A 21,637-nucleotide genomic window follows, 5' to 3' on the forward strand; every position below is an offset into this window, starting at 1 on the left:
CTTGCGGTCACAGCCAACTTTCCGCGCGATCGCGGAAATGCTGAGACCCTGTTTCTTCAGATCATGGATCAAAACGATCTCCCTCAGTCCCTTCACCTGCCTGCCCCTGTCACTCTTTGTTTGGAGCATCAGGCCTGTGTCCCGCGGCAGCGCCAATTCCGAATATTTGAGGTTCGGAATTGACCCTGCCGCTCACGGCTGGGGAATTTTCAAACGGCGGTTTTGGGGAGATTACGTCCGGCGGTTACAACATCATCCGGGCGAAATAGGATGCTGACATCCCGGTCGAACTTCGGAGCCTGGCGCTTTCTGGCGCGGCGTGGCCGACGGTACTTTCTGTGCTCGGGCAGATACCACCAGAGCTCATCGGCCATGCCTTCTTTGGAATAGATGTAGCGATAGATGGTTTCCTGGCAGACTCGCTGTCTTGCACCCTCATAGATCATGCGATTGCCGATCTGTTCCGGTGTCCAACCGTTCTTCAGTTGCTCGATAACGCGTTTGCGCAACTCAGGATTGCGGATCAGCTTCCGTTGCCGGGCGCGCCGATCTGCCGTCATCAGCTGTGCGGCCGCACCATAGTAGCCATCGCATTTTGGCAGACAGGGATCCGAGAAGAAGTTTCGTTTGATTTCTCGATGAATCGTGGCTTTGGAACGCTTTAGGACGCGCGCCATCTCACGAACAGGGACCTTCGCGTGCCACCAGCGTTCAATTCTACGGCGTTCTTCTATGCTCAGTTGCGAATATACGGCGCCCATTCCAGACTCTCCTCATTAGATAACCCTTTGGTTTCTAATAGGAGTCGCAGTTGGGGGTAGCGCGCACCCGCGCACACATCTAAAACGCGTAAGCGAAATTATGGTAAGTAAAGCGTGAAAATGCCGCGGGCGCTAACCCGCGGCCGCAGGATCAGGATTTCATCGGCTGGCCGGCCACATAGGTCTGCGCGATGGAGCGGTCGTCACCGAGGGTCTGCAGGATGAACAGTTCCTCGGACAGGGTCTCCGCCCGCTGCATCCGCAGGTCCATCGCGTGGGTGGCGCGGGAATCGAGCACCACGATATCGGCTTCGGTGCCGGCCTCCAGCGTTCCCACCTTATCCTCCAGCCCCAGCGCCACCGCATTGCCGCGGGTGATCCAGTGGAAGGCGCGCAGGGGGTGCAGGCTCTGGTTCTGCAACTGCAGGACCTTGTAGCCCTCGTTCAGGGTCTGCAGCATCGAATAGCTGGTGCCCGCGCCGATGTCGGTGGCAATCGCGTTGGTGATGCCGCGGCTGCGTAGGCCCGCATCGTCGAAAAGACCGCTGCCGAGGAACAGGTTGGAGGTCGGGCAGAACACCGGCTTGGCGCCGGTCTCCGCCAGCGCGTCTATCTCGCGCGGCTGCAGGTGGATCGAGTGGCCGAGCAGCATCTTCTCGGTCAGCAGCCCGTAGGACTGGTAGACGTCCAGGTAATCGCGCGCCTCGGGGTAGAGCTCGGCGGTGAAGGCGATCTCGTCGTGGTTTTCCGACAGGTGGGTCTGCACGTAGCAGTCCGGATGCTCCTGCACCAGGGCACCCGCCATCTCCATCTGGTCGGGTGTGGAGGTGATGGCAAACCGCGGGGTGATTGCATACATGCCCCGGCCCTTGCCGTGGTATTTCGCAATCAGCTCCTTGGTATCGTCATAACCGCTGACCGGCGTATCCAGCAGGCCCTCCGGCGCGTTGCGGTCCATCAGGACCTTGCCGCCGATCATCCGCATGTTGCGGCGGGCGGCCTCGGTGAAATAGGCCTCGGCCGAGGTCTTGTGGACCGAGCAATAGGCCACCGCGGTGGTGGTGCCGTGACTGGTCAAAAGGTCAAAGAAATGCCCGGCCATCTCGGCACTGTGGCCAGCGTCGGCAAAGCGGACCTCTTCCGGGAAGGTATAGTTGTTCAGCCACTCCAGAAGCTGCGAGCCCCAGGAGGCGATCACCTGCACCTGCGGGAAATGCAGATGGGTGTCGATGAAGCCGGCCATCAGGATGTTCGGGCGGTGGTCGATCACCTCGGCGCCGGCGGCCTGCTGGGCGAGGTCGCCATAGCTGCCCTTGGCCAGGATCATGCCGTCCGCCACCAGCAGCGCGCCGTCCTCGATGAACTCATAGGCGCTGGTGTCCTCAGCCCCTTGCGGTTCGGCGGTGAAGGAAAGCACCCGGCCGCGCAGCAGCGTCTGTTTCGATGTCATGTCTTTGATGTCCTTGGTTCGCAGGCAGGGGGCGCACGGCCCCCTGCCCCTTGTCATTTGGGATTATTCGCCCGCCGGCAGGTGCGGCACATGGGGTTTTGCACCGTCCTCTTCAGTTTCCTCATGCTCCTCCGCCTTGTGGAAGATCGGATAGATGAACAGGAAACCGGCCGCGATCAGGTAGCCCAGGGCGATACCGTTGAACTCCGGCCAATGCAGGCTGGCAGAGTGGATCACGCCGACCAGCGACATCACCGCCGCCGCCAGGGCAAAGCCGCCCGCGTTGCGGAAGTCGCCGTCGATCACGCTGGCCACGATGGCGCCCCAGATCAGACCGGTCAGGATGGCACCCTGGCTGAGGGCCAGATGGCCTTCGTAATGCGCCCCCTGCTGCAGCAGCGCTGCGGTCAGCTCCGGATCGCCCAGCTGCGCCATGCCGGTGGCACCCAGTGCGCCCAGAGCGCCGGCCAGCGCGCCCCATTTCACCACCAGGAAGGCGGAGACATGCGGCATCATCGCGATGGTCACGGCGGCGATGTGGTCGGTCTTCACCGAATGCGCGGTATTGGTCACCAGGCTCAGCGCCACGAACACCAGCACCGGCGCGGCCGCGGCCACGGGGATCAGGTTGTTGAGGAACGCCAGGAGGCCGAAGAAGGCGGCAAAGGGGATCACCAGCCCGACGCCGATGATATAGCCGGACCGCGCGCCCATCCGCTTATAGGCCGGGTGGCCGATATAGGCGGTGGTCGGGAACGGCGAGCCGAAGACCGCACCGATCATGGTGCCGACGCCGTCGGTGACCTGGCACAGGCCCACCGGATAGTGGTCGCCCGCGGCTTCGGCGCTTTCGACGTTGTTCATGGTTTCGATGAAGTTGTAGATCTGCACCGGCACCAGGACCAGGAACAGCTCCGGGTTGGCAAACAGATGCTGGATACCGGCAATCAGGTCACCGAAATACGGGATCGGCAGGTAGACGCCCACGCCATCGAAGGAGACCGAGGCCTCGCCCATACCCAGCGCCACAACGGTGCCGACGATCAGCGCCAGAAGGCCTGCCGGGATGTTGAACGGCAGCCGGTGGCGGCCCACCAGGCCCCACAGGATGATGATCATCGAGGCAAAACCGATGAACGGATTCTCGAAAATCGTTGCCAGCGGAACGGTGCCGATGAACACCAGCGCGATGCCGCAGAGGGTGCCGAGCATACCGGCGCGCGGGGTCACCCGCTTGAGCCAAGGACCGACGATAGCGCCCATCGCGGCGACGATACCGCCCATGAAGCCCGCGCCGATGCCCACCTGCCAGGCCAGCATGGCGTCATTGGTGGACCAGTAGATCGGACCGATCACGCCGAACAGATAGACGAACATCACCGGGGTCGAGATGCCATAGGGCAGCGCGGTCACGTCGCGCCCCTCTTTCTCGGCGGTGTGCTTGGCCAGCCAGGTGTAGACCGCGATACCGGCCAGGATCGCCACAGCGGCGCCGGGCACGATGCGGCCGAACACGATGTCCGCCGGCATGTTGAAGACAAACTGACAGATGCCCGAAAGCACGATCAGGTTGATCAGGTTGTCGGTGAACAGCGCCCAGAATGCACTGAAGTCATTCCGCGCGAACAGTTTGTACGTATAGCTCCGCCCTGTGGTCATGGCGGCCTCCTCCTATCAGAGGACGCAGTCCTTACCGGCTGATTGCTCCAGCCGTGTCTCCCTCTGCGTCCGGTTGCTTGCCCGTTCCGGGCAGGTCTGTGCTCCGTGATGGAGCGGACGCGGCAGTTTCAGAGGTCAAATCAGCGATCACTTCCGCCGCCACGAAGGCGGCGATGACGCTGGGCCGCTTGTCGCGGCTACCGCTTGCCCCGATGGGGCAGATGAGACGGTCGGTTCCCAGACCGTCGCAATGGTCCCGGCACCAGCGGCGGAACTTCTCCCGCTTGGTGGCCGATCCGATCAGGCCGACATAGCCCGCATCGCCGCGCTGCAGGGCAGCGGAGGCAAGCAGGAAGTCGAGCGCATGATCATGGGTGAGAACGACAAAGGCGCTGCCCGCGGGCGCGGTGGCGATGTCGATCTCGGGAATTGCACTTTGGCGGATTTCCACATCCGCGTTGCACAAGGCCAGTTCTTCGGCGCGCTGGTCGACCAGGATGCAGCGCACCGGCAAATGCTGGAACAGATCCGCCAGCGCCCGGCCCACATGGCCTGCGCCCATCACATAGACATGCGGCAGCGCCTGTTCCTCGGCCTGCTGGCGGGCAATGGCGCCCTCGCGGTCGGCCTGGCGCATCTGCGCCAGCGACATTTCCACCCTTCCGCCGCAGCACTGGCCGATCTCCGGCCCCAGCGGCACATCCAGGGTGTCGCTGATCACGTCCTGCTTCAGCATCCGCCGGGCGTGGTCGATGGCGATGTATTCCAGCTGGCCGCCGCCAATGGTCCCCCAGAGGCCCTCCGCCGCCACAAACATGCAGGTGCCGGTTTCGCGCGGGGAGGATCCGCGAACGCGGGTCAGCGCGACCTGCACCACATGCTTGTGGCTGGCCAGAAAGTCCTGGAGGGAAAGGCGCCGGGTCATTGCTCAGCCCTGCCCTTTGAGGGTTTCGATCGCCATCAGCACGCGCTCCGGCGTGGCCGGCGCATCCAGGCGCGGGCAGACCTTGTAGTCCGCCGTGCTGGCGACAGCCATCGACAGCGCCTCGAACACCGAGATGCCCAGCATGAACGGCGGCTCGCCCACGGCCTTGGACCGCTTGATGGTGCGCTTCTTGTTCACCGACCATTCGGCCAGCTGCGTGTTGAATATGCGCGGCCGGTCGGATGCCAGCGGGATCTTGTAGGTCGAGGGCGCATGGGTGCGAAGGCGGCCTTCACCGTCCCACCACAGTTCCTCGGTGGTCAGCCAGCCCATGCCCTGGATGAAGGCGCCCTCCACCTGGCCCTTGTCCAGGACCGGGTTCAGCGAGCGGCCCACGTCATGCAGGATGTCGGTGCGCTCCACCCGGTATTCGCCGGTCAGCGTGTCGACGGACACCTCGGAGCAGGACGCGCCATAGGCGTAGTAGAAGAAGGGCTGGCCCTTGCCTGCCGCGCGGTCCCAGTGGATTTCCGGCGTCTTGTAGAACCCCGCCGCCGACAGGTGGACGCGGGCCATATAGGCCTCTTTCACCAGCTTGTCGAAGGGGATCACCTCGCCGCCGACGCGCACGCGGTTGGGCAGGAATTCAACTTCCGCCTCGGACACGCCGTGTTTTTCGGCTGCGAACTTGGTCAGCCGGGCAATGATCTGCTCCGCCGCATCCAGCGCCGCCATGCCGTTGAGGTCCGACCCGGACGAGGCCGCGGTGGCGGAGGTGTTCGGCACCTTCTCGGTGGTGGTCTTGGTGATCTTGATGCGTTCGAAATCCACCTGGAAGGCATCGGCCACAACCTGCGCCACCTTGGTGTTGAGGCCCTGCCCCATCTCGGTGCCGCCGTGGTTCAGGTGGATTGAGCCGTCGTTATAGACATGGATCAAGGAGCCCGCCTGATTGTACCAGGTCGCGGTAAAGGAGATGCCGAATTTCACCGGGGTCAGGGCAATGCCCTTCTTGATGATCTTCGACTCCTTGTTGAAGGCGATGATCTCTTCCCGGCGCTTGCGGTACTCGGCGCTCTCTTCCAGCTCCCCGATCAGCCGGTCGAGGATATTGTCCTCCACCTTCTGATGGTAGGGCGTCAGGTCGCGGCCTTCTTCACCGTAGAAATTCGCCTTGCGTACATCCAGCGGGTCCTTGCCGAGCGCATAGGCGATCTCTTCGATCATCCGCTCCGCCGCGACCACACCCTGCGGGCCGCCAAAGCCGCGGAACGCGGTGTTGGAGACCGTGTTGGTCTTCATCGGGCGGCTTTTCAGCAGCACGTTCGGGTAGAAATAGGCGTTGTCCGCATGGAACAGCGCGCGGTCGGTAACTGGTCCGGACAGGTCCGAGGAATAGCCGCAGCGCGCGGCAAAGCCGCCTTCGACCGCCTGGATGCGGCCCGCGTCGTCAAAGGCCACGTCATAGTCGATCACGAAGTCATGGCGCTTGCCGGTGGCGGTCATGTCCTGATCGCGGTCCGGGCGGATTTTCACCGGGCGGTTGTGCTTCTTCGCGGCAATCGCAGCCACCGCGCAGAACAGGTTCATCTGGCTTTCCTTGCCGCCAAAACCTCCGCCCATGCGGCGCACGTTGACGGTCACGGCGTTGTTCGCCACGCCCAGAACATGCGCCACCATATGCTGCGCTTCGCTGGGGTGCTGGGTGGAGCAATGCACGGTCACGTCCTCATCCTCGCCCGGAATGGCGAATGCGATGTGGCCCTCCAGATACATGTGATCCTGGCCGCCGACGGTCATCTGCGCCTGGATGCGGTGGGCAGCGCCCCTGCGGCCTGCTTCCACATCGCCGCGCTCCAGCTTCAGCGGGTCGGTGACCATCGGATAACCGGCTTCCTGCGCCTGGACCGGGTCCAGCGCGTGCGGCAGCACCTCGTAATCCACCTGCGCCAGTTCGGCGGCACGGCGGGCGGCATCGCGGGTCTCGGCGATCACCGCAAACATCGGCTGGCCGTGGAACTCCACCTTCTCGGTCGGGAACACCGGCTCGTCATGCTTGCCGGTGGGGCTGATGTCGTTGACGCCGGGAATGTCCTCGGCGGTCAGCACATCCACCACGCCCGGCGCGGCGCGCACGGCACTGAGGTCGATGCCTTTGATATTGGCATGCGCCACGGTGGACACACCCAGGTAGGCGTGCAGCGTGCCATAGGGCTCGGCGATATCGTCGGTGTATTCGGCGCGGCCCGTCACATGCTTGATGGCGCTGTCATGCTGGCGGTCATGGTGCACGGCGCCGCTGATGGTCTGATGGTCTTTCATCTCAAATCCTCCTCAGGCGACGGCCAGCCGGACGGCACCGGCGGTTCCCGCGTCATGTTCCAGGTAGAAGCGGCGCAGCAGGTTGCTGGCTGTCAGCGCGCGGTAATCGGCAGAGGCGCGCCAGTCGCTTAGGGGGGTGAAGTCCTGCTTCACCGCTTCCGCTGCGGCGTCAAACGCGGCCTTGCCCCAGGGCTGGCCAACCAGCGCGGCCTCGGCACCGGCGGCGCGCTTGGGCGTTGCCGCCATGCCGCCGAATGCGATCCGCGCAGAGCTGATCACGCCATCCTTCACGGTGACGCTGACGCCCGCCGCAACCGAGGAGATATCCTCGTCCCGGCGCTTGGAGATCTTGTAGGCGGCATCGATCTGCCCGTCCCGTCGCAGCGGAATGCGGATCGAGGCCACGAAATCGCCCGGCTCGCGGTCCTGCTTGCCGTAGTCGATGAAGAAATCCTCCAGCGGCAGCGTGCGCGAACCGCCCTTCTTCTGCAGCGTCACCTCAGCCCCCAGCGAGATCAGCACCGGCGGGGTGTCCCCGATGGGGGAGCCGTTGGCGATGTTGCCGCCGATGGTGCCCATGTTGCGCACCTGCCAGCCGGCGATGCGGTCCCAGTAGGCGCTCAGATGCGGGAAGGCATCGCGGATTGCTGCTTCGCTCTCGGTATAGGTGACGCCAGCGCCGATGATCAGCGCCTCGTCGGTCAGCTCGATCGCCTTCAGCTCCTCCAGATGGGCGACAAACACCACCGGAGAGATCGGCTTCATGAACTTGGTCACCCACAGGCCCACATCGGTGGAGCCTGCCACGATGGTCGCCTTGGGATTCTCTGCCAGCACCTGCGCCAAGTTCTCGGCGTCCAGCGGCAGGATGGCGCGGTCGTCCTCCGGGCCGGTCACAACGCGGGCCTGCGGCTGGATCGCCTTCAGCTTGGCGGTTAGGCTGTCGCGCTCGGTGGTCAGGTAATCATTGGCCGGGGTGCCGTACTGGTTCACCGCCAGCGCGGCTTTCACAATCGGCTCATAGCCGGTGCAGCGGCACAGGTTGCCCTGCACGGCGGTTTCCACCTGCGTTTCGGTCGGCTGCGGGTTTTCCATCCACAGCGCATAGAGCGACATCACGAAACCCGGGGTGCAGAAGCCGCACTGGCTGCCGTGGTATTCGACCATCGCCTGCTGCACCGGGTGCAGCCGCCCATTGGGGCCGGACAGATGCTCAACCGTCACCACGTGGCAGCCGTTCAGCGACGCCAGGAAGCGGATGCAGGCGTTCACCGCCTCATAACGCAGCGCGCCATTATGCAGACGGCCCACCAGCACGGTGCAGGCGCCGCAGTCGCCCTCGGCGCAGCCTTCCTTTGTGCCGGTCAGGCGCTGCTCCAGCCGGAGGAAATCCAACAGGGTGGTGGTGGCCTTGACGTCCTTGACCGAAAGCTCCCGCCCGTTCAGCAGAAAGCGAATGTCGTTTTGATGTTCCATCTGGCCTCCAAGTAGTCGCTGGACAGCTTCTAGTTCTGTTGCGTCATTTTTACCTTGTCCGACTGCATCGGTTAACGGCTGCAATCGCGAAAGGCTTTCAACACTCTGTTGAAAATGGTTAGGCTAATAGGTGCCGGAACCGGCGTACCTGCCGCTTGCCGCGGGAAAGGGCAAGCGGCGGGTGCGCCCCGTAAAGGTCTGTGAACCATGTCTTATCTGGAATCCCTGCGGGTCTTTACCCGAGTCGTCGAACTGGGCAGCATCACCTCTGGCGGGCGCGACCTGCGGCTGACGCCGGCGGTGGCCAGCAAACGGATCAAGGAGCTTGAAAAGCACCTTGGCGTGCGGCTGTTCAACCGCACCACGAGATCACTGACCCCGACCGAGGTCGGACAGCTGTTCTATGCCGAGGCCAAGAAGGTCCTCGAATCGATTGAGGACGCCGAGGCGGTGGTCTCGCAGTTCTCAGCCGCGCCGCGCGGGGTAATCCGGGTGACCGCGCCCCTGGGCGTCGGCCGCCGCATCATCGCGCCGCTTGTGCCGGGATTTGTCGAGGACTACCCCGCCACCGAAATCCGGATGCGGATGTCCGACCGCAAGGTCGATATCCTCGCCGACGGGCTGGACGTGGCTTTCTTTATCGGCACCCCGCATGACTCCACCCTGAAGATGCGTAAGATCGCCGATTGCACCCGGGTGCTCTGCGCTGCGCCGGACTATCTGGAGCGGCACGGCACCCCGCAGGTGCCGGAGGATCTGCTGACCGGCCACAATTGCCTGCTGCTGCGCTACCCGCGCTCGCCCGAGTATTTCTGGACGCTGTCGACTCCGGAAGGCCCGCGAAAGCTGGAAGTGTCGGGGAAATACGACGCCGATGACAGCGACGTGCTGACGGGCTGGGCGCTGGACGGGCGCGGCATCGTCAACAAGCCGCGGTTTGACGTGGCCGCGCATCTGCGCAGCGGCGCGCTGGTCGAGGTGCTGCCGGACACGCCGCCGGAGCCGACGATCTTCGGCTGCCTCTACCCGCACCGGAAACTGCAGGACCCCAAGATCCGCCTGTTTGTCGATTACGCGGTGAAACACGGGCTGGCCGCCTTCCGCCGCAGCGAAGCGGGCGGATAGGAGCAACGGGCAAAGGCGGGCACCGCTGGCCCGCCTCTCGGTAACGAGGGTTCCCGCGTTAGCAGCGGTGCGGATTTTCCTGGCAGTAAACCAGGTTGGCCGCGGCGCCGACAGCGGCACCGGTCACCAGGTTGCCGTCCAGAACGGCGGCACCGGCAGCGCCCGCGCCCGCGCCGTAGACCAGCCGTTCGCCGGTGGTGTCACCGCAGGCGGCCAAAGCAGAGCAAAGTGCAAATCCGATGGCGATGGTTTTCCTGAGCATCGTGTTTCCTCCTTCAACGCCAAAACCCCGCATCAGTATAACACACGGCAGGCCTGTTTGGTTTCATGGCTTCGTCGCATCGGGGGTGCACAGGCGGTGTACAGACGGTGCACGCGCGGTGCCGGACGGAAAATGGCCCCGCCAAGGTGGCGGGGCCATTTGAATTGAACGAGCAATTCTGCGTCAGTTCGCGGCGAGCGCGAAGGGCAGATCCTTGGAGGCGCTGCCGTACCAGCGGCGGATCAGGGCGCGCTCCTCGTCCTCCATGTAGGTCACGTTGGCGGGCGGCATCGCGTGGGTGGCGCCGGCCTGAAGGTAGATCTCCTTGGCGTATTTCGCCACATCGGCCGGGGTCTCCAGCAGCACGTTCTTGGGCGCGCGGCGGATGCCGTCATAGTAGGGCTCCCGCGCGTGGCACATGGCGCAGCGGCCCGGCACCACATTCATCACGTCCTCGAAATGCTGATTGCTGGCAAACACTTGCTCGGATTTGGTCAGCTCCCGCGCCTCGGATTCTTCAACGGTGTCCTGCTGCAGCGGCGCCTGGCTCAGGATCATGATGCCGATGAACAGGATGGCGGTCACCGGCCAGGTCCAGGTCGGGTTGCTGGTGCCCGCGTGGTTGCTGTTGAAGTAGTGGCGGATGGTCACGCCCATCAGGAACACCAGCGCCGCGATCAGCCAGTTGTACTCGGTAGCGAAGGCCAGCGGGTAGTGGTTCGACAGCATCAGGAACACAACCGGCAGCGTCAGGTAGTTGTTGTGGGTCGAACGCAGCTTGGCGATCTTGCCGTACTTGGCATCCGGCGTCCGGCCCTCCTGCAGGTCCTTCACCACGATGCGCTGGTTCGGCATGATGATGAAAAAGACGTTTGCCGTCATGATGGTAGCGGTGAAGGCGCCCAGGTGCAGCATCACGGCGCGGCCGGTGAAGATCTGGTTGTAGCCCCAGCCCATCGCGACCAGCAGCACGAACAGCAGCACCATCAGGAAGGTCGGCTTGTCCCCCAGCGGCGACTTGCACAGGTAGTCATAAACCAGCCAGCCGATGCTGAGCGATGCGCCGGAAATCAGGATGCCCTGCCACAGGGCCAGATCGGCCTTGGTCGAGTCGATCAGGTAGAGCTCGCCGCCCGCCCAGTAGACGATCATCAAGAGGCCAGCCCCCGACAGCCAGGTGGCGTAGCTTTCCCATTTGAACCAGATCAGATGGTCCGGCATGTTCTCCGGCGCCACCAGGTATTTCTGGATGTGATAGAAACCGCCGCCGTGGACCTGCCATTCCTCGCCATGCGCGCCGACCGGCAGATGCGGAACTTTCCGCAGGCCAAGGTCCAGCGCGACGAAGTAGAAGGACGATCCGATCCAGGCAATGGCGGTGATGACGTGAAGCCAGCGGACCGCAAAGCCCAGCCAGTCCCACATGATCACAAGCTCTTCCATTGTTCTCTCCTCATAAGCTTTGGCAAGGACACTAGAGCATGCCGCTATTTTCATGTATTAGGTAAAAAATCCAAGCTGTTTCAAAATAACACAAAGAATACTTGAATGGCCTATCTCGACAATATCCGCACCTTTGTCCGTGTCTATGAACTTGGCAACATGTCCGCCGCCGCGCGCGACATGCGGATCTCGGCGGCAGTGGCGTCGTCGCGGATTTCGCAGCTGGAGGATCACCTGAACGTGCGGCTGTTCCAGCGCACCACCCGGCTGCTCAATCCGACCGAGCAGGGCAACCTGTTTTACCACGGCGCGGTCAAGATCCTGGAAGCGGTGGATGAGGCGGAAGCCGATATCAGCAGCGTCACCCAAACCCCGCGCGGCACCCTTTATGTGGCGGCACCGCTGGGACTGGGGCAGCGTCTGATTGCGCCGGCGGTGCCTAAGTTCAAGGAAGCCTATCCGCTGATCTCGATCCGGCTGCGGCTGTCGGACCGCAAGCTGGACCTGGCGGCCGAGGGGCTGGATGCGGCGTTTTTCCTCGGCGTGCCGGAGGATTCGAACCTGCGCATCCGCAAGATTGCCGACTGCCCGCGGGTGCTGTGCGCGGCGCCGGAGTACATCAGGCAGCGCGGCCAGCCGAAAAACAGCGAGGAGCTGAAGACGGAGGCGCATGACTGCCTGAACCTGCGCTATCCCGGCGCGCCGGAGTTCCAATGGCCGCTGCGCAGCCATGACGGGGTGAAACGGGTGACTGTCACCGGGCCGTTTGAATCGGATCACGGCGACGTGCTGACCAGCTGGGCGCTGGACGGGCACGGGATCATCCTGAAGCCGGTTTTCGAAATCTCGGAGCATCTGGCCTCCGGCCGGCTGGTGCCGGTGCTGGCAGAGGAACCGCCGATCCCGATCCAGATGGCGTGTCTGTATGTCCACCGCCGGCACCAGGATCCCAAGGTGCGGCTGTTCATGGATTTCATGGTGGATCACATCCAGGCGTCGCTGCCCTCAGAATGAAAAAGCCCGCCCCAGTTTCCTGAGGCGGGAACCGCCGGCAGATGCCAAGCGGGAGGAGAGGTATCTCGGGGAGTGCGGCTCAGCTGCCGCGGTAGGTGGAGTAGCCGTAGGGCGACAGCAGAAGCGGCACGTGGTAGTGGCTGTCCGCCTCGCTCATGCCAAAGCGGAGCGGCACCTGGTCCAGGAACAGCGGGTCAGCGCCGGCCTGGCCGGTGGCGCGCAGATAGCCGCCTGCGTGGAACACCAGCTCATAGGTGCCGGTTGCAAATTCGCCTGCCGGCAGGATCTGTTCGTCGGTGCGCCCGTCATCATTGGTGGTCAGGCTGCGCAGATGGATGCGCTCATCGCCTTCGATCCGGTAAAGGTCGATCTTCAGCCCTTCCGCCGGGCAGCCGCGGGCGGTGTCCAGCACATGGGTGGTCAGAAATCCGGCCATGCCAGCCTCCTTTCAATTCCGTTTCCCTAGGTATGCGCGGTTCAGCCCGCTGCATACAGAAGGAAGAGTCAAAAAGTTCTTTCAAAAATATACTGAAAGCCGAAGCGGATTATCTGTTCTATACATAATAAAAAGACAGGAGACCTGACGTGACGCGCTATCCTCGTGACTTGCGCGGATACGGTGCTGCCGCACCCGACCCGCAGTGGCCCAATGGGGCCAAAGCCGCCGTGCAATTTGTTCTGAACTATGAAGAAGGCGGCGAGAACTGCATCCTGCACGGGGATGCGGCCTCTGAGGCCTTCCTTTCCGACATTCCCGGTGCCGCGCAATGGCCCGGGCAGCGCCATTGGAACATGGAGTCGATCTATGAATACGGCAGCCGCGCAGGCTTCTGGCGGCTGCACCGGCTGTTCACCGGCGCCGGCATCCCGCTGACCATCTATGGCGTTGCAACTGCGCTGGCCCGCAGCCCGGAACAGGTGCAGGCGATGAAGGATGCAGACTGGGAGATCGCCAGCCACGGCCTGAAATGGGTCGAGCACAAGGACATGGCCGAGGATGAGGAACGCGCCGCGATTGCCGAGGCGGTGCGCTTGCATACCGAAGTGACCGGGGAGCGCCCGCGCGGCTGGTACACCGGGCGCTGCAGCGCCAACACGGTGCGTCTGGTGGCTGAGGAAGGCGGTTTTGATTACATCTCAGACACCTATGACGACGACCTCCCCTATTGGCTGGAAAGCGGCGGCCGCGATCAGCTGATCATCCCCTACACGCTGGAAGCCAACGACATGCGGTTCGCCAATTCGCCGGGCTGGATCACGGGTGAGCATTTCTTCCAGTACCTGAAGGATGCCTTTGACGTGATCTATGCCGAGGGCGAAGCAGGCGCGCCGAAGATGATGACCATCGGCCTGCACTGCCGTCTTGTGGGCCGTCCGGGCAAGATTGCAGGCCTCAAACGGTTCATCGATTACATCCAGGAGTTCGAGGGCGTCTGGTGCCCGCGCCGGATCGACATTGCAGAGCATTGGGCAGAAACCCACCCTCCGGTGAAGCGCGAGCGCCCCAGCCAAATGGACCGCGAGAGTTTTGTTGCCAAATTCGGCTCGATCTTCGAGCATTCGCCGTGGATCGCCGACCGTGCCTTTGACCTGGAGCTGGGCCCGGCGCATGACTGCGCTGCGGGCGTCCACAACGCGCTGTGCCGGATCTTCCGCACCGCCAGCGAGGACGAGCGTCTCGGCGTGCTGACCGCGCACCCCGATCTGGCGGGCAAGCTGGCCGCCGCGGGCCGCCTGACTGCCGAGAGCACCTCGGAACAGGCAAGCGCCGGCCTTGATATGCTGACCGACGAGGAGCGCGAAACCTTTACCCGGCTCAACACCGAATACGTGGAGAAACACGGCTTTCCCTTCATTATCGCGGTGCGCGACCACAACAAGGCGTCGATCATGGAGGCGTTCCACCGCCGCATTCATCATGACCGGGCAACCGAGTTCGATGAGGCCTGCCGCCAGGTCGAGCGCATCGCCCAGTTCCGGCTGCAGGATCTGCTGCCGTGAGCGGGCGGCTGACAGCGAAGCCGCTGACCGCAGCGGCTTTTGCGCCTTATGGCGACGTGATCGAGGTCGCGGGCGCGCCGGACAAGCTGATCAATCAGGGCATGTGCGGGCGCCACCACGACCGCGCAGCCCTGGATTTCGGCCCGGACGGCCGGGCCGGCATCAGCCTGTTTGACGCCAAGGCCCGCCATCTGCCGCACAAGGTCGACATGGTGGAGCGCCATCCAGAGGGCAGCCAGGCCTTTGTGCCAGTAAGCGGCGTGCCGATGCTGGTTGTGGTGGCCGATGACGACGGCGGCTTGCCGGTCAACCTGCAGGCCTTCATCAGCCAGCCGGGCCAGTCCATCAACCTGCTCCGGGGCACCTGGCACGGGGTGCTCGCCCCCTTGGGCGCGCCCGGTCAATACATTGTTGTCGACCGCATCGGCACCTCCCCCAACCTGGAAGAACACTGGTTCAAGGAGCCATTCACAGTGGTCGCAGACTGACCGCACATCTCGAAGCCGCCAACAAAAACAAGAAGCGGCAAGATCCCCATGACCAACAGGAGAAATTCATGGCTGACACTTCCATCGGGACGCCAGCACAGCTGCGCGACCCCAATTACACACCGCCCCTGCACAAGGCGGTGCCGCTGGGCATCCAGCATGTGCTGGCGATGTTCGTTTCGAACGTGACGCCCGCCATCATCGTTGCCGGCGCCGCCGGCTTCGGTTTCGGCTCCAACTCGCCGGATTTCCCGGAACTGCTTTACCTGATCCAGATGTCGATGCTTTTTGCCGGCATCGCCACCCTGCTGCAGACCATTACCCTGGGACCGGTCGGTTCCGCGTTGCCGATCGTGCAGGGCACCTCCTTTGCCTTTCTGCCGATCATGATCCCGCTGGTTGCCGGCAAGGGCGTGGACGGGCTGGCTGCGCTGTTCACCGGGGTCATTGTTGGCGGGACCTTCCACGCGCTGCTCGGCACGGTGATCGGCCGGATCCGCTTTGCCCTGCCGCCGCTGGTCACCGGACTGGTGGTGACGATGATCGGTCTGGCGCTGGTCAAAGTTGGCATCCAGTATGCCGCGGGCGGGGTTCCGGCCATCGGCACACCGGAATACGGTTCGCTGCTGAACTGGTCGGCGGCGTTGGTGGTGATCTTTGTTACCCTGGGTCTCAAGTTCTTCACCAAGGGCATGCTTTCGGTATCGGCCGTACTGCTGGGCCTGATCGTCGGCTATATCTATGCATTGATGACCGGCATGCTGACTTTTGAGGCCGTTTCCGGATCCTGGGAGCGGGCCGCGGCCTTTGCCTTGCCGCAGCCGTTCAAATACGGGATCGAGTTCTCTGCCGCTGCGATCATCGGCTTCTGCCTGATGAGCTTTGTTTCGGCGGTGGAAACCGTCGGTGACGTCTCCGGTGTGACCAAGGGCGGCGCGGGCCGTGAAGCGACCGAGAAAGAGATTGCCGGTGCGACCTATGCCGATGGTGTAGGCACCGCGTTTGCAGGCTTCTTCGGCGCTTTCCCCAACACCTCGTTCTCCCAGAATGTCGGACTGATTGCCATGACCGGGGTGATGAGCCGCCATGTGGTGACCTGCGGCGCGATCTTCCTGATCATCTGCGGGCTGATCCCAAAGGTGGGAGCGGTGATCCGCACCGTGCCGATTGAAGTGCTGGGCGGCGGTGTGATCGTGATGTTCGGCATGGTGGTTGCCGCCGGTGTTTCGATGCTGTCGGACGTGGACTGGAACCGCCGCAACATGGTGATATTTGCGATTTCCCTGTCCATTGGCCTTGGCTTGCAGCTGGAGCCCGGTGCGCTGCAGCACATGCCCGACACCGCGCGCATCCTCCTGACCAGCGGGTTGCTGCCGGCAGCTCTGATCGCCATCGTGCTGAACCTGCTGCTTCCGCAGGATCTAGCGGAGGAAGCCACGGAGGAAGTCTCCGGCGGGCTGAGCGGCCACGGCAAAGGCTCTCTGCCAAAAGAGGATCACACCTGAAGCAACAACAGGCAATTCATTGAAAAAAGGAGCCGGCCCCCGCAAAGGGCCGGTTCTTTTCGTTTCAGCCGGCCAGCCCGTGCAGAATTGCCAGCCCCGGCAGCCAGCCGGTGAAGATGCCGCACAGGAGGGTCGCGGAGGCGGTCAGCCGGGGGCTGCCGCGCTTGAGCGCAAGGTTCAGGAAATACAGGAACCACAGCCCGGACCAAGCGGCCCAGCAGGCAGCCAGCCAGATGTCGAACAACACGTCTGCCTGCGCCAGAACCCGCGGCACCATAGGCGCGGCGGTCAGCGCCACAATACCGCTGAACCAGCCCAGCCCCTCGCCGCTGGAGGCAAAAGTGCGGTTGTAGGCCACCCACAGGTAAGTGGTGCCGAACAAAAGCGTCATGCCCGCATCCATCAAATCTGCGGGTTGCTGTGCTGCCAGCGCGATCATCAGGACGACGGTAAAGAACACCAGCGCCGAAACCGCGTTGATCAGGATGATTTCCCGGTCCTGAATACGGCCCATCAGCCAGATTCCGTTAAGGCAAAGCACCACGCCGACCACCAAAAGGCTCAATCCCAGAAACATTTTTTCTGTCCCTCAAAGCAAAACAGGAGAGAGGTACACCTCTCTCCTGCTGCTCCGCTATGCGGATATTTGCAGAATGTGTTTCTGGCTGGGTTTAGAAATCGACCTCGATGGCGATGCCTTTTTCGACCGCCACCTCAACGACAGAGGCCGCAACGGCAAGATCCTGCAGGCCGACGCCGGTGCCGTCGAACAGGGTGATCTGGTCGTCAGAGGTGCGGCCTGGGTTGGTGCCGTTGATGACCGCGCCGATCTGGGCGACGTCGGATTCCTGGATCAGGCCCTGGGCCACTGCGTGCTGCGCCTCGCCGATGGAAATTGACTGCGCGACCTCGTCAGTGAACACATCCGCCGCCACCAGCAGCTGGGGATCAACCTCCTGTTTGCCCTTGGTGTCGGTGCCCATGCAGGCGACGTGGGTGCCGGGGCTGACCTGACCGGCCTTCAGGATCGCGTCGAAGGACGAGGTGATCGAGATGATCACATCCGCCTCGCGCATGCCGTCCAGTTCGACCGCCTCAAAGGGCAGTCCTGCCTCGTCCGCCACCTCTTGCAGGGTCGGCAGCATCTCCGGGTGCAGGTTCCAGCCGATGACCTTTTCAAAGCTGCGCTGCTCCAGCGCGGCGCGCAATTGGAACTTAGCCTGGTGGCCTGCACCGATCATGCCGATCACCTTGGCGTCCTGGCGGGCCAGGTGCTTGATCGACACCGACGACGCCGCGGCGGTACGCAGTGCGGTCAAGAGGTTGCCGCCCACCATCGCCTTCACCTTGCCGGTGTCCGGGTCGAACAGAAAAACGGTGGACTGGTGGTTGATCAGTCCGCGCTTTTCCAGGTTGTTCGGCCAGTAGCCGCCGGCCTTGAGGCCGAGGGTCAGGCCCGCGCGGTCAAAGCCGCCCTTGAAGCCGTAAAGCGCATCTTCGTGGCCGATCGCCTCGCGTACCACGGGGAAGTTGTAGGCATCTCCCGAAGCCATGGCGGCAAAGACCTTCTCGACCGCATCGAACGAGGCTTCACGGGTAACCAGGTCCGCAATCGCCTTTTCCGGAACGATATACATGTCTGTTTCTCCTCAACAAAAAAGCCGGCGGAGGGCGGCATGCGCACCTCCGCCAGTTCGGGGATGGTTCGGTTAGTAGGCCTTGCCACGGGCCGAAACGGGCCAGACGGTTTCGACCTTGCCGTTGCGGACGCCGACGTACCAGTCATGCACGTTGGCGGTCGGGTCGCAGTGGCCGGGCACCAGCCGCAGCTTGTCGCCCACTTTCAGCGCGCCGTCCGGGTCGGAGACAACGCCGTGCTCGTCCGAGCACTTGATGTATTCCACGTCGTCGCGGCCAAAGATGAAGGGCAGGCCGCTGTCGACCGACTGGGCCTTGAGGCCGGCATCGACGATGGCCTTGTCAGCCTTGGCGTGGCTCATCACCTGGGTCAGCAGGAAGAAGGCATTCTCCCACTCGCCCTGGTCGATCCGTTTGCCGTCCTTGTCCAGGATGCGGCCGTAATCCGCGTCCATGAAGGCGTAGGAGCCGCACTGCAGTTCGTTGTACACACCCGAGTTCGACTCGAAGTAGTAGGAGCCGGTGCCGCCGCCGGAGACCAGCTCGCACTCGATGCCTTCCTTCTTCAGGCCCTCAACCGCATCGGCGACCTGCGCGATGGCGATGTCCAGCTTGGCCTTGCGGTCCTCATAGCTGTCCATGTGCTGCATCGCGCCCTGATAGGCCTGAATGCCGGAGAATTTGAGGTTTTCTGCCGCGTTCACCGCCTTGGCGATCTCGACCACCGCCTCGGTGGTGGTCACGCCGCAGCGGCCTGCGCCGCAGTCGATCTCGACGAAAACTTCCAGCTCGGTGCCGTGCTTTTGCGCGGCTGCCGACAAGTCGGCCACGTTGTCGATGTCATCAACGCAGACGATGGTGCGGGCGCCCAGCTTGGGCAGGCGGGCCAGACGGTCGATTTTCTGCGGGTCGCGCACCTGGTTGGAGACCAGAATGTCCTTGATGCCGCCGCGGGCAAAGACCTCAGCCTCGGAGACTTTCTGGCAGCAGACGCCAACCGCGCCGCCCAGTTCTTCCTGCAGCTTGGCCACGTCCACCGACTTGTGCATCTTGCCGTGCACACGGTGGCGCATGCCATGCGCCTTGGCATAATCGCCCATTTTCTTGATGTTGCGCTCCAGCGCGTCCAGGTCGAGGACCAGCGCCGGGGTCTGGATGTCAGCCTCGTCCATGCCCGGGACCGCCGGGACGTCAAAGCCGACTTCGAGCTGATCAAAATTTGTCTGTGCGTTCATTTCAGTATTCCCCAGTTTAGCTATTCATCCAGGGCAGCTTGTCGAGGTCGACATTGCCGCCGGTGACGATCAGGCCCACGCGTTTGCCCGCGAAGGCGTCCTTGTTTTTCAGAATGATGGCGAGCGGCACCGCGGAGGACGGCTCCATCACGATGCGCACGTGCTTCCAGATCAGCTTCATCGCGTCGATGATCTCCGCATCGGACGCGGTGTAGATCTCGCTGACGTGGTTGCTGACGAAGTGCCAGGTCAGGTCCTTGAGCGGCACCAGCAGCCCGTCGGCGACGGTCTTGGGCGCATCGTCGGCGATGATGTACCCCGCCTTGAAGCTGCGGTAGGCGTCATCGGCCTGCTCCGGCTCTGCCGCGATCACCTTGGTTTTCGGCGCCAGCGTCGACAGCGTCAGGCAGGTGCCCGAGATCATGCCGCCGCCGCCGATCGGGGCCACGACCATGTCGAGGCCGCCGGTCTGCTCCACGAATTCCTTGGCGCAGGTGCCCTGCCCCGCAATCACGCGCGGGTCGTTGTAAGGGTGCACGAAATCGCCGCCGGTTTCGGCCTGCACCTTGGCAAAGGTCTCCTCGCGCGAGGAGGTCGAGGGCTCGCATTCGGTGATCCGGCCGCCATAGCGGCGCACGGTGTCCTTCTTGGCCTGCGGCGCAGTGCGCGGCATCACCACGTTACAGGGAATGCCGCGCAGCATTGCCGCGTAGGACAGGCAGGAGGCATGGTTGCCCGAAGAATGCGTGGCGACGCCCTTGGCAGCTTGCGCCTCATCCAGCCCGAACACCGCGTTGGTCGCGCCGCGCACCTTGAAGGCGCCCGGTTCCTGGAAGTTCTCGCACTTGAAGAACAGCTCCGCCCCGGTCAGCTCGTTCAGGTAATCGGAGGTGCGCACCGGCGTGCGGCGGATATGCGGCTGGATGCGCTCATGCGCAGCCAGCATGTCCTCGTAGGTCGGGATATACATTGCGGTATCCTTCATCAGGCGGCAGCCTTGGTGCTGGAGGCTGTGTTGCCGCGGTAGTAGTCCTGTGCCGCCGCCACGCCGGAGCCCAGCGGGATGTTCAGGCCGAGGTCGGCCATGACCATTTCTGCGGTCGCAATGCCGGACAGCGCCATCACGTCGGTCAGGCTGCCCAGGTGGCCGATGCGGAACACCTTGCCGGCGACCTCGCCCAGACCGGTGCCAAAGGCGACGCCGTATTTCTCGGCCGCCAGGCTGACAAACTTGTTGGCGTCAAAGCCGTCCGGGGTGCGGATCGCGCTGACGCTGTCGGAGTAGACGTCCGGCGACACGGCGCACAGCTCCAGCCCCCAGGCGCGGACCGCGGCGCGGACGCCTTCGGCAATCCGGTGGTGGCGGGCAAAGACGTTCTCCAGCCCTTCGTCCAGCAGCATACCACAGGCCATGTTCAGACCGTTCAGCAAACCGACAGAGGGGGTGTAGGGATAGGCGCTGTTGGCATAGCCGGCGGCCATGTCCTTGATATCAAAGAAGGTGCGCGGCAAGGTCGCGGTCTTGGAGGCCGCCATAGCCTTGGGCGAGAAACCGACGATGGCCAGGCCCGGCGGCAACATGAAACCCTTCTGCGAGCCGGTAACGGCAATATCGACGCCCCATTCATCCATCCGGAAGTCCATCGAGGCGATGGAGGACACGCCATCAACAAACAGCAGCGCCGGGTGGCCTGCGGCGTCCAGCGCGCGGCGGACTGCGGCGATGTCGGATTTCACACCGGTTGCTGTCTCGTTGTGGGTCGCCAGAACCACCTTGATCTCGTGCGATTTGTCGGCGGTCAGGATTTCCTCGTAACGATCGGCCGGAATGCCCTCCCCCCAGGGGGTTTCGACGACCTGAACGTCCAGCCCGTGGCGCTGGCACATGTTGATCCAACGGTGGCTGAACATGCCGTTGCGTGCGGCAAGGATCTTGTCGCCTGCGTTCAGTGTGTTGGTGATCGCGGTTTCCCAGCCGCCGGTGCCGGTCGACGGAAAGACAAAGATCTCGGCGGTTTCGCTTTTCAGAACCTTCTTCACACCGGCCAGTGCCGGATGCAGGATCTGGCCGAACAGCGGCGAGCGGTGGTCCAGCGTCGGCATGTCCACCGCCTTGCGCAGCGCTTCGGGCATATTGGTCGGACCGGGAATGAAAACCGGATTTTGAAAGCTCATGTCGTGCCCTCCTGTGGCGATTTCCTTCACTGTAGAGACAAGATGCACGCAGGGAAATTTTTTTGAAAAAAGCTTTCAGAAACGCAAAAACTCGTGATTTTCACTATAAATTCAAAGGCTTTAGTTTTTTCACTGTACAGAAGCGATTTTCAGTTTTA

The 21,637-nt window shown here is 63.2% G+C and carries 19 protein-coding genes; 5 read left to right on the forward strand and 14 right to left on the reverse strand.

The features are described from left to right. Nucleotides 1-209 precede the first annotated feature (209 nt). The 6 genes from GKC28_RS22700 to xdhA form a co-directional block, all read right to left on the reverse strand. Nucleotides 210-761: a helix-turn-helix domain-containing protein gene (locus tag GKC28_RS22700; protein WP_174149255.1), complete on the reverse strand. Its 552-nt coding sequence runs from the start codon at nt 759-761 to the stop codon at nt 210-212. A 151-nt stretch (nt 762-912) separates the two neighbouring features. Further along, nucleotides 913-2,211 (reverse strand): guanine deaminase, encoded by a 1,299-nt coding sequence (gene guaD, locus GKC28_RS22705; protein WP_174149256.1) that lies wholly within the window; start codon nt 2,209-2,211, stop codon nt 913-915. 63 nt (nt 2,212-2,274) lie between these two features. Next, nucleotides 2,275-3,870, reverse strand: coding sequence for a xanthine/uracil/vitamin C permease (locus GKC28_RS22710; RefSeq protein ID WP_174149257.1), 1,596 nt, complete (start codon nt 3,868-3,870; stop codon nt 2,275-2,277). A gap of 31 nt (nt 3,871-3,901) precedes the next feature. Next, nucleotides 3,902-4,795: a xanthine dehydrogenase accessory protein XdhC gene (gene xdhC / locus GKC28_RS22715; RefSeq protein WP_174149258.1), complete on the reverse strand. Its 894-nt coding sequence runs from the start codon at nt 4,793-4,795 to the stop codon at nt 3,902-3,904. A gap of 3 nt (nt 4,796-4,798) precedes the next feature. Beyond that, on the reverse strand, nt 4,799-7,117 hold the full coding sequence (gene xdhB / locus GKC28_RS22720) for a xanthine dehydrogenase molybdopterin binding subunit (protein ID WP_174149259.1): 2,319 nt from the start codon (nt 7,115-7,117) through the stop codon (nt 4,799-4,801). Between the two features lie 12 nt (nt 7,118-7,129). Next, the gene (gene xdhA, locus GKC28_RS22725) at nt 7,130-8,593 is read right to left on the reverse strand and encodes a xanthine dehydrogenase small subunit (RefSeq protein ID WP_174149260.1); all 1,464 of its coding nucleotides are present in this window, start codon (nt 8,591-8,593) and stop codon (nt 7,130-7,132) included. Between the two features lie 207 nt (nt 8,594-8,800). On the opposite strand from xdhA, the gene GKC28_RS22730 reads away from it, so the two are divergent. After that, nucleotides 8,801-9,718 (forward strand): LysR family transcriptional regulator, encoded by a 918-nt coding sequence (locus tag GKC28_RS22730; RefSeq protein WP_174149261.1) that lies wholly within the window; start codon nt 8,801-8,803, stop codon nt 9,716-9,718. A gap of 58 nt (nt 9,719-9,776) precedes the next feature. Here GKC28_RS22730 and GKC28_RS22735 read toward each other — a convergent pair whose 3' ends face one another. Beyond that, complete coding sequence (locus GKC28_RS22735) at nt 9,777-9,980, reverse strand: hypothetical protein (RefSeq protein ID WP_174149262.1); 204 nt, start codon at nt 9,978-9,980, stop codon at nt 9,777-9,779. Nucleotides 9,981-10,163: 183 nt separating this feature from the next. Next, nucleotides 10,164-11,423: a urate hydroxylase PuuD gene (locus GKC28_RS22740; protein WP_174149263.1), complete on the reverse strand. Its 1,260-nt coding sequence runs from the start codon at nt 11,421-11,423 to the stop codon at nt 10,164-10,166. A 105-nt stretch (nt 11,424-11,528) separates the two neighbouring features. On the opposite strand from GKC28_RS22740, the gene GKC28_RS22745 reads away from it, so the two are divergent. Then, nucleotides 11,529-12,437: a LysR family transcriptional regulator gene (locus GKC28_RS22745; RefSeq protein WP_174149264.1), complete on the forward strand. Its 909-nt coding sequence runs from the start codon at nt 11,529-11,531 to the stop codon at nt 12,435-12,437. Between the two features lie 79 nt (nt 12,438-12,516). On the opposite strand, the gene uraH is transcribed toward GKC28_RS22745, so the two are convergent. After that, complete coding sequence (uraH, locus tag GKC28_RS22750) at nt 12,517-12,873, reverse strand: hydroxyisourate hydrolase (protein ID WP_174149265.1); 357 nt, start codon at nt 12,871-12,873, stop codon at nt 12,517-12,519. 149 nt (nt 12,874-13,022) lie between these two features. Here uraH and puuE point away from each other — a divergent pair, with 149 nt between their 5' ends. The 3 genes from puuE (at nt 13,023) to GKC28_RS22765 (ending at nt 16,431) form a co-directional block, all read left to right on the forward strand. Beyond that, the gene (puuE, locus tag GKC28_RS22755; protein WP_174149266.1) at nt 13,023-14,438 is read left to right on the forward strand and encodes an allantoinase PuuE; all 1,416 of its coding nucleotides are present in this window, start codon (nt 13,023-13,025) and stop codon (nt 14,436-14,438) included. Then, entirely contained in the window at nt 14,435-14,926 is a 492-nt protein-coding gene (locus GKC28_RS22760; RefSeq protein ID WP_174149267.1) for an ureidoglycolate lyase, read from the forward strand. Before puuE ends, GKC28_RS22760 begins: the two co-directional genes overlap by 4 nt. Nucleotides 14,927-14,994: 68 nt before the next feature. After that, nucleotides 14,995-16,431 (forward strand): uracil-xanthine permease family protein, encoded by a 1,437-nt coding sequence (locus tag GKC28_RS22765; protein ID WP_174149268.1) that lies wholly within the window; start codon nt 14,995-14,997, stop codon nt 16,429-16,431. 64 nt (nt 16,432-16,495) lie between these two features. Here GKC28_RS22765 and GKC28_RS22770 read toward each other — a convergent pair whose 3' ends face one another. The 5 genes from GKC28_RS22770 to bhcA form a co-directional block, all read right to left on the reverse strand. Then, complete coding sequence (locus GKC28_RS22770; protein WP_174149269.1) at nt 16,496-17,008, reverse strand: AmiS/UreI family transporter; 513 nt, start codon at nt 17,006-17,008, stop codon at nt 16,496-16,498. 94 nt (nt 17,009-17,102) lie between these two features. After that, nucleotides 17,103-18,068, reverse strand: a complete 966-nt coding sequence (gene bhcD / locus GKC28_RS22775) for an iminosuccinate reductase BhcD (protein ID WP_174149270.1) — start codon at nt 18,066-18,068, stop codon at nt 17,103-17,105. Nucleotides 18,069-18,140: 72 nt separating this feature from the next. Then, nucleotides 18,141-19,304, reverse strand: a complete 1,164-nt coding sequence (gene bhcC, locus GKC28_RS22780; protein WP_174149271.1) for a 3-hydroxy-D-aspartate aldolase BhcC — start codon at nt 19,302-19,304, stop codon at nt 18,141-18,143. Between the two features lie 16 nt (nt 19,305-19,320). After that, entirely contained in the window at nt 19,321-20,289 is a 969-nt protein-coding gene (gene bhcB, locus GKC28_RS22785) for a beta-hydroxyaspartate dehydratase BhcB (RefSeq protein ID WP_174149272.1), read from the reverse strand. Further along, nucleotides 20,289-21,479, reverse strand: a complete 1,191-nt coding sequence (gene bhcA, locus GKC28_RS22790) for an L-aspartate--glyoxylate aminotransferase BhcA (protein ID WP_174149273.1) — start codon at nt 21,477-21,479, stop codon at nt 20,289-20,291. The genes bhcB and bhcA overlap by 1 nt, the downstream gene beginning before the upstream one ends. Between the last annotated feature and the right edge of the window lie 158 nt (nt 21,480-21,637).

The sequence above is a fragment of the Leisingera sp. ANG59 genome (genome assembly GCF_013317235.1).
In the GTDB taxonomy this organism is placed as follows: domain Bacteria; phylum Pseudomonadota; class Alphaproteobacteria; order Rhodobacterales; family Rhodobacteraceae; genus Leisingera.